The sequence below is a fragment of the Streptomyces sp. NPDC058198 genome (genome assembly GCF_042882605.1).
In the GTDB taxonomy this organism is placed as follows: domain Bacteria; phylum Actinomycetota; class Actinomycetes; order Streptomycetales; family Streptomycetaceae; genus Streptomyces.
On record NZ_JBHVVP010000001.1, the window covers coordinates 1,255,857 to 1,268,202 of the forward strand.

General features: G+C 72.6%; 13 protein-coding genes. 8 read left to right on the forward strand and 5 right to left on the reverse strand.

From position 1 onward, the window contains the following. The first annotated feature begins 11 nt into the window (after positions 1–11). The 6 genes from ACFVWW_RS05560 to ACFVWW_RS05585 all read left to right on the forward strand — a co-directional run bounded on the left by ACFVWW_RS05560 (position 12) and on the right by ACFVWW_RS05585 (position 5,764). Positions 12–905 carry an RNA polymerase sigma factor SigF gene (locus ACFVWW_RS05560; protein WP_384181384.1) on the forward strand — a complete coding sequence of 298 codons (894 nt, stop codon included), beginning with the start codon at positions 12–14 and terminating at the stop codon, positions 903–905. A 96-nt stretch (positions 906–1,001) separates the two neighbouring features. Further along, positions 1,002–1,271, forward strand: a complete 270-nt coding sequence (locus tag ACFVWW_RS05565) for a hypothetical protein (protein ID WP_386876083.1) — start codon at positions 1,002–1,004, stop codon at positions 1,269–1,271. Positions 1,272–1,303: 32 nt separating this feature from the next. Beyond that, a complete protein-coding gene (locus ACFVWW_RS05570; protein ID WP_386876085.1) occupies positions 1,304–2,041 on the forward strand; it encodes a FadR/GntR family transcriptional regulator in 738 nt (245 codons plus the stop codon). Then, a complete protein-coding gene (locus ACFVWW_RS05575; protein WP_386876087.1) occupies positions 2,038–2,811 on the forward strand; it encodes a creatininase family protein in 774 nt (257 codons plus the stop codon). The genes ACFVWW_RS05570 and ACFVWW_RS05575 overlap by 4 nt, the downstream gene beginning before the upstream one ends. Positions 2,812–3,103: 292 nt before the next feature. Then, complete coding sequence (locus ACFVWW_RS05580; RefSeq protein ID WP_386876089.1) at positions 3,104–4,120, forward strand: alpha/beta hydrolase family esterase; 1,017 nt, start codon at positions 3,104–3,106, stop codon at positions 4,118–4,120. Positions 4,121–4,177: 57 nt separating this feature from the next. Further along, complete coding sequence (locus tag ACFVWW_RS05585; protein ID WP_384181374.1) at positions 4,178–5,764, forward strand: AbgT family transporter; 1,587 nt, start codon at positions 4,178–4,180, stop codon at positions 5,762–5,764. A gap of 170 nt (positions 5,765–5,934) precedes the next feature. Here the strand turns inward: ACFVWW_RS05585 and ACFVWW_RS05590 are convergent, their stop codons facing one another. The 4 genes from ACFVWW_RS05590 to ACFVWW_RS05605 form a co-directional block, all read right to left on the reverse strand. Further along, positions 5,935–6,114 carry a hypothetical protein gene (locus ACFVWW_RS05590; RefSeq protein WP_386876091.1) on the reverse strand — a complete coding sequence of 60 codons (180 nt, stop codon included), beginning with the start codon at positions 6,112–6,114 and terminating at the stop codon, positions 5,935–5,937. A gap of 74 nt (positions 6,115–6,188) precedes the next feature. After that, complete coding sequence (locus tag ACFVWW_RS05595; protein ID WP_386876093.1) at positions 6,189–6,575, reverse strand: hypothetical protein; 387 nt, start codon at positions 6,573–6,575, stop codon at positions 6,189–6,191. Positions 6,576–6,666: 91 nt separating this feature from the next. Next, positions 6,667–8,886, reverse strand: coding sequence for a phage holin family protein (locus tag ACFVWW_RS05600; RefSeq protein ID WP_386876095.1), 2,220 nt, complete (start codon positions 8,884–8,886; stop codon positions 6,667–6,669). Positions 8,887–8,973: 87 nt separating this feature from the next. Next, entirely contained in the window at positions 8,974–9,378 is a 405-nt protein-coding gene (locus tag ACFVWW_RS05605) for a hypothetical protein (protein WP_384181365.1), read from the reverse strand. Positions 9,379–9,598: 220 nt separating this feature from the next. On the opposite strand from ACFVWW_RS05605, the gene ACFVWW_RS05610 reads away from it, so the two are divergent. Both ACFVWW_RS05610 and ACFVWW_RS05615 read left to right on the forward strand, forming a co-directional pair. Next, the gene (locus tag ACFVWW_RS05610) at positions 9,599–10,390 is read left to right on the forward strand and encodes an MBL fold metallo-hydrolase (RefSeq protein ID WP_386876097.1); all 792 of its coding nucleotides are present in this window, start codon (positions 9,599–9,601) and stop codon (positions 10,388–10,390) included. An 11-nt stretch (positions 10,391–10,401) separates the two neighbouring features. After that, positions 10,402–11,019 (forward strand): DedA family protein, encoded by a 618-nt coding sequence (locus tag ACFVWW_RS05615; RefSeq protein WP_386876757.1) that lies wholly within the window; start codon positions 10,402–10,404, stop codon positions 11,017–11,019. Positions 11,020–11,078: 59 nt separating this feature from the next. On the opposite strand, the gene ACFVWW_RS05620 is transcribed toward ACFVWW_RS05615, so the two are convergent. Then, positions 11,079–12,296 (reverse strand): aminotransferase class I/II-fold pyridoxal phosphate-dependent enzyme, encoded by a 1,218-nt coding sequence (locus tag ACFVWW_RS05620; protein WP_384335178.1) that lies wholly within the window; start codon positions 12,294–12,296, stop codon positions 11,079–11,081. Positions 12,297–12,346 lie beyond the last annotated feature (50 nt).

Below are 12,346 nucleotides of genomic sequence, written 5' to 3' on the forward strand. Positions count from 1 at the left end.
AGGGTGATGTCATGACGACCAGAACTGTGCATGCTGCCGAAGTGGAGCAGGCGGAGGGTGTCCTCGCTCCCAGGGCAGGAGCACCCTCCGACGAGCTGCCGTGGATCGAGGACGCGGGCAAGATCGCCCCGAAGGACGCGCGTGCGCTGTCGAAGGTGTTCTTCGATCAGCTCCAGGTCCTGGAAGAGGGCACGCACGAGTACCAGTACGCGCGCAACACGCTCATCGAGATGAACCAGTCGCTGGTCCGCTTCGCGGCGAGCCGCTTCCGCAACCGGGGCGGCGGCGACATGGAGGACATCCTCCAGGTCGGCACGATCGGCCTGATCAAGGCGATCGACCGGTTCGATCTGTCCCGCGAGGTCGAGTTCACCTCCTTCGCGGTCCCCTACATCGTGGGCGAGATCAAGCGCTTCTTCCGTGACACCAGCTGGGCCGTCCATGTCCCGCGCCGCCTCCAGGAGCTGCGCGTCGAGCTGGCCAAGGCCAAGGAGCACCTGGCCACCAGCCTGGACCGGGATCCGACCGTCAAGGAACTCGCCGAGCTGCTCGGCATCAGCGACGAAGAGGTCATCGAGGGCCTGGTCGCGACCAACGGCTACACGGCCGGCTCCCTGGACATGCCCACCGGCGACGAGGGACAGCCCAACGGCGGCGGGCGCACCTTCGCCGATGTGATGGGCGAGGCGGACCCGGCCATGGAGAAGGTCGAGGACCTGCACACACTGGCCCCGCTGCTGGAGCAGCTCGACGAGCGCGAGCGCAGCATCGTGGAGATGCGCTTCGGCCGGGAGATGACGCAGTCCCAGATCGGCGCGGAACTGGGCGTTTCGCAGATGCATGTGTCCCGGCTGCTGAGCCGGATCATCAGCCGGCTCCGCAAGGGGATGCTCGTCGAGGAGTGACGCGTCGGCCGGGCGACGGTGACGCGGGCGCGGCGGCTTTGTCAGACCCATGAATCAGACTGGAAAGTCCGACGGATTCATGGGAAGGAAGCCGAGATGACCACCGCGTCCCGAACGTCCGGCATGTCCAGTGAGTACACCGCGGCTCGGGCCTATCTCCGCCTTCTGGCGGCTGTCCGGGCCGTCCTGGACGATCCCCTGCAGGCCTCCCTGAGCGCCCCGTTACTGGCGGCCCCGATCGCGGAGGCGGACGAGGCCCTCAGCGCGGCGGGCCTGGCGGGCAACGAGCGCGAGTTCCTTCATCTCGTGGCCGCCCAGGCACTGGACCCCGCGCCCGGACAGAACACATCACGTCGCGACCATTGACACCCGAAGAGATCAAGTGATCTATTCACTTTATGAGTCGCAGTGAACTGTCACTGTCCGAGCATCTGGCGGACAGCATCGTCGAGATCATCCGTACCGAACGGCTGGTCCCGGGAGACGCTTTGGCGTCCTCGCGGGACCTCGCCCGACGGTTCGACGTCACCACGCCCACGGTCCGCGAGGCCCTGCGCAGACTTGAGGCCACCGGCGTGGTGGAGTTCCGGCACGGCTCGGGCACGTACGTGGGCCCGGGCAGTGAGCGACGGCTGCTGGCCAATCCCCACCTTCCGCGCGGCAGCCGCGAGTCGGTGCTCGAACTCGTCGAGGCGCGGCTGGTCCTGGAGCCGGCCGTGGCCGCCGCCGCGGCGCGTACCCGCGCGCCGGAGGCGGTCGGGGAGCTGGAGGCGGCGTCCGCCAACGCGCTGCATCCGCCGGAGGAATCGCTGCGGCAGTCGGTGCACTTCCATGTGGCGCTGGCAGCCGCCAGTGGCAACGCGCTGCTGCGGGAAGCCGTCGAGGCGCTGCTCCAGGTCAGGGCGCGGGAACAGGTCGAGATCCGGCACCGGTACAACGACCGCGCCCGGGACCACGCCGAACACGTGGAGATCTTCGAGGCGGTACGGGACGGGGACGCGGCCGCGGCCGAGCGGCTGACCCGGGAACATCTGGGGTCCATCCGCGAAGCGGTCCTCGCCGCCGATTTCCCGGACACCGTCCCGGAGACCGCCGCGGACACTGTCCCGGAAACCGCCTCGGGGACCGGCCGATGAGCGCCCGACAGCCCCTGCGGCTGGCCGAGATGACCACCGAAGAGGCGGCCGCGGCGGTCACGGCGAGCCCCGTGGTGATCATCCCGGCGGGCGCGTTCGAACAGCACGGTCCCGGTATGCCTCTCGCCACGGACACCATCCGGGCCGAGGGGGTGGCCGAACGCGTGGCCGCCGAACTGGCCGGCCGTGCGGTCATCGGTCCGCAACTGCCGGTCGGTGTCTCCCCGCACCATCTCGCCTTCGCCGGCACGGTCACCCTGACCACCACGACCCTGGCCGCGGTGGTCCGTGAGTACGTCGGGAGCCTGTACCGGCACGGCTGGCGGAAGGTGCTCGTGATAACCGGTCACGGCGGCAACAACGCCACCCTGGCCACGGTGGCGCAGGATCTGCTCACCACCCACCCCGATCTGCAGTTCGCGTGGACACCCGTCACCGCGCTCGCTGCCGATGTCGTGTCCGGTATGGGGGTCAGCGAGGTGCACGGCCACGGCGGCGAGGCCGAGACCGCGCAGCTGCTCCATCTCACCCCGCATCTGGTGCACACCGACCGGCTCGCCGCCGGTACGACCGTCACCGCCCAACTCGATCCGCTCTCCCGGCTCTCACGGCACGGCAGCCATCCGGCGCTCGCCGTCCGCTACGACCGGCTCAGCCCCAATGGCATCCTCGGTGACCCGCGCCGGGCGACCGCCGAGGACGGACAGGCGGTCGTCGACGCCGTCGTGGTCCGTGTGGTCGCCTTCGTCAAGGAGTGGCTGGACGTCTGACACCGGCTGACCAGCCACTCCGCCCGCGCACCGCGCGCACCCCGCACGCCGGACCCGCGCCGAACACCGCGCACCCTTCGCACCCGTAACCCCGCACCCTCCGCACACGGCACCGCGCCCGCCTCATCGCGCGTGGTGCCGTGGGCCGGACCTTCCCGCGCCGCCGGGCCCGTACGACGCTCGTCGCACCTCGGGCCCCCGGACCGCGATCCCCCGCCCCCGCAGCGTGGGGCACCCCTGCCCGCACATCAGTGAGCCGTCCGCCCCAGGCGTCCGGCAGAAGGAGCCTGCCATGACTGGCACCCCGCACAGCAGCCGGAAGAGTCGTACCACCCGCCCCCTGCGGCGGACGGCGACGGCCGCCCTGGGCCTCGTCCTGTCCCTCGGAGCCACCGGTGCCGGGACCGCCACCGCCGCACCCGGCGGCGCGGCCAAAGCACCCGCCGCGGCCTCCAAGGCCTGCCGGCTGCCCGCCCCTCAGCAGCCCGGCACCAGCGAACAGCACACCCTCACCAGCGGCGGCCGCGACCGGACATATCAGCTCCATCTCCCGGCCGGATACAGCCACAAGCGCGACTGGCCGGTCATCCTGGCCTTCCACGGCCGCGGCAACACCGGCGCGGGAACGGAGGAGTTCTCCAAGCTGTCGACGCTGCCCGCCGTCGTCGTCTACCCCAACGGCGTGATCGGTACCGGGGACGGCGACCGGCAGGCCTGGCAGGGCGCTCCCTACGCGGCGGCCGGCGTCGACGACGTCGCGTTCACCGAAGACCTCCTGGACCGGCTCGAAGACACGCTGTGCGTCGACGAGCGGCGGGTGTACGCGACCGGAAAGTCCAACGGAGCGGGCTTCGTCGGGACGCTGCTCGCCTGCCGTACGGCCGACCGGATCGCCGCCATCGCCCCCGTCGCCGCCGCCCTCTACCCGACCGGCGAGGCATGCGAGCCCTCCCGGCCGGTCCCCGTCATCGAGTTCCACGGCACGGGTGACGCGACCATCCCGTACGCCGGCGACGCCGAGCGCGGACTCCCCGCCATTCAGGACTGGGTGGCGGGCTGGGCCGGCCTCAACGGCTGCGTCCTGCGCGCCCGTGACCGGGTGACCGAGCCCGACATCACCGTGTCGCGCCGGCTCGGCTGCGACCGCGGGGCCGAGGTCCGGCATGTCGCGGTCACCGACGGCGGACACACCTGGCCGGGCGCCGACATCTACAGCGGCGGCGGCTACACCACGCAGACCATCGAGGCGCACGAGGTCATGTGGCAGTTCCTGCGCCAGTTCCGCACTCCCCCGTCCCACCGGCGCTGACCCCTCCCGCAGAACCCCTCCACCTGACACCGTGGACCCGAGCAAGGAGCCGCTCCCATGACCACGCCGACCCCCGCCCCCGCCGGTACGCCCTCGCCACCCGGTACGTCCTCCCCACCGCCCGACGGAACCCGGCTGCCGCGCGTCGTCCGCGCGATGGCCGTGATCGAACGGGCGGGCAACGCGCTGCCGCATCCGTTCTGGCTGTTCTGGATCCTGTCCGCGGTGCTCGCGGTCATCAGCGCGGTGCTGGCCGCGGCCGATGTCTCCGTCGTCGCTCCCAGCGACGGCAAGACGGTCGCGGTACAGAATCTGCTCAGCGGTGACGGACTGTCCATGGCGGTCTCGACGATGATCGAGAACTTCGCCACCTTCCCGCCGATGGCCACCATCGTGGTGGTGATCATGGGCGTCGCCGTCGCCGAGCGGACCGGTTTCCTCGCGGCGCTGATGCGGGTCAGCGTCTCGCGGGTGCCGGCCTCCTGGGTGGTGTTCGCCGTCGCGTTCGCCGGCACCGTGGCGCATGTCGCCTCGGCCGCCGCGTACATCATTCTCGTACCGCTGGGCGGTCTGGCCTTCCGCGCCGTGGGACGCTCCCCGATCCTCGGCATCGTCGTCGCCTACACGGCCATCGCCTCCGGGTACGACGCCAGCCCGATCCCCACGCCCAACGACGCCATCTTCGCCGGCATCACCACCGCGGCCGCGCGGATCGTCGGAGGAGACGCCGCCTATGTCTCACCGCTGAGCAACTGGTTCTTCAACATCGCCTCGTCGCTGCTGCTCGCGGCCGTCATCACGCTCGTGACGAAATTCGTCCTGAGCCGGCGGCCCGATCTCGACGCCGACCCGGACGCCGATCTCGAAGACCTCGGCGCGCTCACTCTCAGTCCCCGGGAGCGCTCGGCGCTGCGCGCTGCCGTCCTCACCCTGGTGGCGACGCTCGTGGTGCTGGTCGCGGTGATGCTGCCGCAGTCGTCGCCACTGCGGGGCGAGGGCGGCAGCATCGTGGACTCGCCGCTCCTCGACGGCATCGCGGCGGTCGTCGCCCTGGTCTTCGGGCTGGTCGGCATCGTGTACGGATACCGCTCGGGCTCGATCACCTCACCGGGCGACGTACCGAAACTGATGGGGCAGGGTGTCATGCAGATGGCGCCGGTGCTGGTGCTGTTCTTCGCCATCGCCCAGTTCCTCGCGTACTTCGACTGGACGAATATCGGCGATGTGCTCGCCGTCAGGGCCGCCGAGGCGCTGGAACAGAGCGGGATGCCGATCGTCCTGGTGTTCCTGCTGATCCTGGTGCTGCTGACCCTGGTCAATGTCATGGTCACCAGCGGGTCGGCGATGTGGGCGCTGGCCGCGCCGGTCCTGGTGCCGATGCTGATGCTCGTCAGCGTCCCGGCGGAGACGACGCAGGCGCTGTTCCGGATCGCGGACTCGGGGTCGACCGCCATCACCCCGATGAGTCCGTACTTCGTGATGGCCCTTGGCTTCCTCCAGCGGTACCGCAAGAGCGCCGGCATCGGCACGCTCGCCTCGTACACACTGCCGCTGGCCGTCGCCATGACGGTCGCGTGGACGGCGCTGTTCCTCATCTGGTGGGCGGTGGGCATACCGCTCGGGCCCGGCGCGCCGGTGCGCTGAGGAAACCGGTGTACCGAAGGGAAGGGCCATGGGCCGCCGCGCCCACGGCCCTTCCCCCGTTCTCCCCGGCTTCCGCCGGCCGGACCGGCTTCTTCCGCCGGCCGGCCGGACCGGCCCGCGACCCGGCCGCGCCCACCGAGAGCGGCGCGGCCGGGCGTGCGGTCAGGGCGTTACTGCGGACTGCCGCTCTCGGTGCGTTCTCCGTCCGCGGCCCCGCCGTCGGACGCGGCTACGGGCTCGGCGTCCCGGTCGGAACCGCGCGAGGCCCGTCGACGGGCTTCTGACACGTCGGCGCGCGCGACTTCGGCGCGGAGCATGGCGTTGAGTGCGGCGAAGGGGTCAATAGGCATGGTGGTGTCCTCGCTGTGAGATGGGGCTGAAGCAACTGCTGTGACTCGATGGGCACATGGGGCCCTCGGGCCTGTCAGCAGCGCAGCACCACACAGCGCGAGGCACTCGGCGCCCGCGGGGGCCCGGCCGGAGCGCGGCGCCCGGCGTACGGATCCTGTTCCGTCCCCGCCTGCGGGCCTGAGCGGGCGAACGGCTCGATACGGGCCCTGCCCGCCCGCTCGGTCCTGGAGGGGGCGGCCTGTTCGGTCTCGGCCGTGTCCTGCTTTCCCTCGCCCGCGGGATCGGGGGCGGCCGAGGCGGGTGGCCGGGACTCCGCGCCCCGCGCCACCGCGGAACGGGCATCGAGCGACATGCCCAGGAGCGCGACCAGCACCAGCAGGGTCACCAGCGCGGTCCGGCGCGCGGAGGCGGCCGCGCGGGCGGCTGCGGTGCTGGGGCTGACGGACGCGGCGTGGCGCATGGGCACGACCTCCTGGACATGCCACCCCTGCCCATCAACGGCCGCGACTCGTCCTGCTACCGCCGGAAATCGCCCGTATGGGGGACGTTCGTTACGCCGAATTCCTTTCGCCCTCGGCCGAACGCGCCGCAGCGGGCCGTACATCGCCCGATTGCGCCTGCGCCGACGGCCCCTCCACCGGACGGAGCTCCACCGGACGGGATTCCGCCGGACGGGGTTCCGCCGCGGGTCCGAGCGGCACCTGCGGTCCGCTGCCTTCGCGCAGCCAGCGGGCGAGCACCCGGTGCACCTCTTCGGCGCCGACGAGTTCACCGCTGTCGGGGACCGGCGCCGAGAGCACCAGCGGTGACAGCAGGAAGGCCCGCGACTGTTCGCCGCCGAGGCCGCCGTGCGAGCCGATCTGTTCCTCGAAGGCGTGCACCCGGCCCGTCACCGGGTCGTACATCGAGTTGACCATGATGTCGGCGACATGCGGAAAGGTGTCGGTGCGCCGTACGGCGTCGGCCGCGCCGGGCCCCATGGCGGCGAGCGGCCCTTCGTCACCGAGCTCGGCGACCGGGACCTCCACCCCGTCAGGGCCGAGCACCACCGATCCGTGTCTCTCACTGCGGACCAGCAGGAAGCCGATCCCCGGGTGCCCCGCGAGGGTCCGCAGCAGCGCGGGGTGGCGCCGGTCGATCTGTTCGCGGCTCATCCGCCCCCGTACCTCGGGGAAGGAGATCAGGGCGAGATTCCCGGAGGCGAGCACGATCGGTTCCGAGTCCTGGGCGGGCTTCCGCCCGGTGTCCTCCTCCCCCATCGGCCGGTGGAGCGCGCTGAGTACGGCGTGCCGTGCGGCGTCACGCGCCTCCGCGCCGCTCTTCGTCCGCTCGGCCTTGCGCGACACGGGCAGTCCGCAGCCCGCTCTGACCAGGTCCTTGAGGGTGAGCCCGTAGCGGCCTTCGAAGGTTTCGCCGGGGCTCTGGCCGTGGTCGGAGAGCAGCACGATCCGGTAGGTACGGGGCGCGTGCTCGGCGACCTTGGCTATCAGGCCGACCGAGCGGTCGAGGCGTTCGAGGACGCGCGCGGCGTCGCGGCTGTGCGGTCCCGAGTGGTGGGCCACTTCGTCGTAGGCGACGAGGTCGGCGTAGACGGCGGTGCGTCCGGCGAGCATGTCCCCCATCACCGCCGCGACCACCACGTCCCGCTCGACGACGGTCGCGAAGGCCCGGATGAGCGGGTAGAGCCCGCCCCGGCCGACCCGCGGCCGGTCGCCGCGCAGCCGCGCCCGCGTCGACTGGCCGATCTCGCGGCCGACGTCGGCGACGAAGGAGACCACCGTACGGACGGCGTTGGCCGGATCGGAGAAGTACGCGAAGTAGCCGGCGCGGGAGCGGTTGGCCCTGCCGCGTCTGGCGGCCATCGAGAGCACCAGGGCCAGCTGGTCGGCGCCGCCGCTGAAGAGATTGCCGCGGCTGGCGCCGTCGAGGGTGAGGAGCCCGCCGTCGCCGGTGCGTTCGATGGCCCGGCGCTGGAGTTCCGCGGCGCTGGCGGGCCGGTTGCTGACCATGATCCGGCCGCTGTCCTTCTCGTACCAGCGGAACGCGGGGATGTCGTGGTTGGAGCCGTGCAGGATGCCCAGCTGGCTGGCGCCGGTCTGGCTGGACCAGTCGGTGCGCCAGGGCGTCAGCCGGTGCGTCGGCTGCCCGGAATCGGCCATGGATCCCGACCGTCCGCTGCCCAGCCAGCCGGCGACATGGGGCATCACCCCGTCGGCGACGGCGTCCAGCAGCACCTGGTGCCCCACCCCGTCGAGTTGCAGGAAGACCGTGCCGGGCTGGCCGCCGTGGCTGCCGTCCTCGCCGCTCCTGCGGCGCCGCCGGTCGGCGAGGCGCCAGAGTCTTCGCCGGTAGGCGCCGTCGTCGCCGACCGCGAGCGCCGTGGAGGTGGCGGAGGCCACGGCGGACATCACCGCGGCGACGACCACCGCGGTCTCCGGGTTGGCGGCGCCCCGGCCGTCGGGAATGAGCCAGAGCGCGATCAGCAGCAGCGAGCCGTTGAGGAAGAACACCAGCAGCCCGAGTATCAGCGCGGGGACGAGCAGCAGCGCCCGTACGAGCAGCGGCCAGACCAGCGCGCTGAGCAGACCGAACGCGCCCGCGCCCCAGGCCGCCGTGACCGCTGTCCTGGTGGCGCTGTCCCCGACGTCGGACTGGAGCTGGAAGTCCGGCAGGATCCCGGCGAGCACCAGCAGGGTCAGCGTGGACACCAGCCACACGATGATCACCCGCAGCAGGGCTCTGCCCGTCGTTCGCCATCGCCCCTGGAGCACTCCGCTGTCACCTCACGTCAGGGCCCGTACCGACCCACGGGCTCGGCCCAGCCTGACACAGCTCGCCGCGGTCCCCGGGCGGTACGGTCAGCAGCCGCCGTACCCGGCCGTCGGCATCGAGAGCCTGCGGTGCACATCGGCCTTCATGGCGGCGTCGTACGGGGGTTCGTCCAGGCCGACGGTCTCCAGCCGTACGCCCCTGCGCTCGCACTCGGCGGCGAAGGCGGGCGCCGAGGTGAACGCCCGGTCGAGCACCCGCTCGTTGGCGGCGACGAAGAGGTCCACCTGCCCCTCTTCGACATCCGCCCATAACCCGCGGTGGCCGGGGCGCAGTCCGTAGAGGAGCAGCTGCGTGGTGACGGCATAGCCCTTGTCCTCGGCCCACCGCGCGCACATCGCGTGCTGGCCGCGGGTGTCCACCAGGAAGGGGACGCGGTCGAGTTCCTCCAGTGGGGTCAGGCTGGCGATCGCAGCCACTCGTAACGCATCCATGTCCGTCCCCCCGTGCCCCCGCACTCGCCCTGGTCCGCAGACCCTACTCCGCGTGTGGCCCCGGGAGGGAGGAGCGCACCGGATGGCCTGCGGCGCGCGCGGGCGGGCGGCGGGCGACGCCGCGCATCCCGGCCACCCCGTGCGGGTACCCGCCGTACGCTGAGTACGGAGATCGTGCCCGGGGCGTACACCTCCCCGGGCGGACGGAGCTGAGGTCGGGTTGGGAACTGTCATCACCTGGTGGGGCCATGCCACCTGCACCGTCGAGGACTCCGGGGTCCGGGTGCTGACGGACCCGCTCTTCGTACGCCGGCTGGCCCATCTGCGCCGCCGTCTCGGAGCCGTACCGCCTGCCGGGGCCACGGTCGCCGACGCGGTGCTCGTCTCGCATCTCCACTCCGACCATCTCCATCCGCGGTCGCTGGCGAGACTCGTGCCCGGCACCCTGCTGATCGTGCCGCGCGACGCGGCGCGCTCCGTCCCCGGGCTCAGAAGGCTCGACTGCCGCAGAAATCCGGCCGGGCTGCGGATCACCGAGGTCGACGCGGGCGACGAGGTGAAGATCGGGCCGCTGCGGGTACGGGCCGTGCCCGCGCGGCACGACGGACGACGGCTCCCGGTCGGGCCGCACCGCTCCCCCGCCCTCGGTTATGTGATCAGCGGTGAGTCGCGGACCTACTTCGCCGGTGACACCGGGCTCTTCGACGGGATGGCGGACGCCGTGGGACCGGTGGATGTGGCGCTCCTGCCGGTCGGCGGCTGGGGGCCCCATCTGGGGCCCGAGCATCTGGACGCGGAGCGGGCGGCGCAGGCGCTGGTCCGGCTGGCGCCGAGCGCGGCGGTGCCGGTGCACTACGGCACGTACTGGCCGATCGGCCTGGACGGCGTCAGGCCCCACGAGTTCTTCTCGCCGGGCGACGAGTTCGTACGGAACGCGGCGCGGCTCGCGCCGAAGGTGACGGTGCATCTGCTGGGGCACGGCGAGAGTGTGCGGCCGGAGGTCACGCGGTGATTGACCAGCTCATGTCGCAGCTGCCGGCCGAGTCGACCCAGCAGGCCGTCGGCTATCCGTCGCTCTTTCTGCTGGTGGCGCTGGGAGCGCTGGTGCCGGTGGTGCCGACGGGCGCGGTGGTGAGTTCGGCGGCGGTGGTGGCCTTCCACCAGACCGCGCCGCTCTCGATGGTCTACATATTCGTCGTGGCGGCCTTCGCGGCTTTCCTCGGCGATGTCTCGCTCTACTGGCTCGGGCGGCGCGGCGTCGGCTCGAAGAACGGCTCGCGCTGGCTGGCCGCGCTGCGCCGGCATGCCCCGCCCGACCGGCTGGAGCAGGCGCAGCGCAAGCTGCGGGAGAACGGGGTGACGGTGCTGGTGCTGTCCCGGCTGGTACCGGCCGGGCGGATTCCGGTGATGCTGGCCTGTCTGCTCGCGAACTGGCCGCTGCGGCGGTTCGCCCGGGGCGATGTGCCGGCCTGTCTGGCCTGGGCCGCGACGTATCAGCTGATCGGGGTCCTCGGCGGGTCGCTCTTCGCCCGGCCCTGGGAAGGGGTGCTCGCGGCGGTGGTGCTGACGGTGGTGGTCAGTGGCGCCCCGGCGCTGTGGCGCCGACTGCGCCGGCCCGGCTCGGAGAGCCAGGAGACGTGAGGCACCGGTTCGCTCCGTGTGGTCGGTTCGCCCGGTTCGTTCCGTCATAGAGGCTCCGCTCACCGCAGTTCGTCGAAGGCGGATCCGAACACGTCGAGCGCTCGCGCGACATGGGGCAGTTCCAGGGGGTCGGGCTCGGTGAGGGACTCCAGGCGCTGCCGCGGGGTTGATCCGAGCAGCGGTCCGGTGGACAGGCGTACGCGCAGCGCGCCCAGTTCGTCCCCGAACCGGTGGCCGCCCGGTACGGGCATGCCCAGGCGTTCGCTCAGATGGTTCTCCAGCTCCATCGAGTCGGTGACCCCCAGAGCGGCCAGGCGGGCGCGCAGCGGCCCGAGGTCGGCGTAGAGATGACGGCCCGCCTGCGGGGGCCTGGCGAGGGCGCCGGAGACGAGCACCGCGCGGTGGGCGGCCGCGGTCACGCGCGCGTACAAGGCCGCCGCGGCCGCCGCTCTGGCCGTGACAGGACCGGGTTCGTCCAGCGCGTGGGCCGCGGCCGCGGCGACGGGACCGGCGACCATCGCGCCGAGCGCGGTGAGGATGTCGAGCGTTCTGGCCCGCCGGGCGGCTCCGTCCGGGGTGGCGGGGAAGCGTGCGACGGCCATCGGCCAGGCGGCCGGGAGCAGCGCGCCCGCCAGGTCGGAGACGATGACGACCTCGTCGGGCCACATCTCGGCCGGGCTGAGCAGTACCGTCTCGTGCGGCCGGTGCAGGGTGTCGCGCCAGGTCTCGTCGCTGATGATGTGCAGCCCCTCGTCGGCCGCGGCCTCGCAGGCCTCGCGGACGAGCTCGGGCGGGGCGACGGTGGCGGTGGGGTCGTCGGCGAGGGAGAGCAGCAGGACCCGAGGGGTACCGCCCTCGGCGCGTACCCGGCGGACCGTCTCCAGCAGGGCGTACGGATCGGGCACGCCGCCCGCCTCCGCCGGGGTCGGCACATGGTAGGCGGGCCGCCCGAGAAGCCGGGCCTGCGGGGTCCACCAGGCGGGGCAGGGCCTCGGCATGAGGACGTCCCCGCCGTACGCGGCGAGCAGCGCGAACAGCAGGGGCTGCACGCCGGGCGCGGCGGCCACGTCGTCCGGTGCCGTGTGCAGACCGCGCCGCCCCCAGTAGCCGCAGGCGGCCTCCCGCAGGACGGCGTCACCGCCGGGCTCCTCGGCCGAGGAGCGTCCGGCGGCCGCCGCGCACACGTCGACGAGCTCCGGCAGCGCGGGCAGCCCCGACTCGGGGGCGGGCGGGCCGAACCGGACGGGGCCACGGCCTTCGGGAGCCGTCCGCCGCATACGCCACCTCCAGCCGTCACCCGCCGGAAGCCCGGCCCACCGGCCGGGCC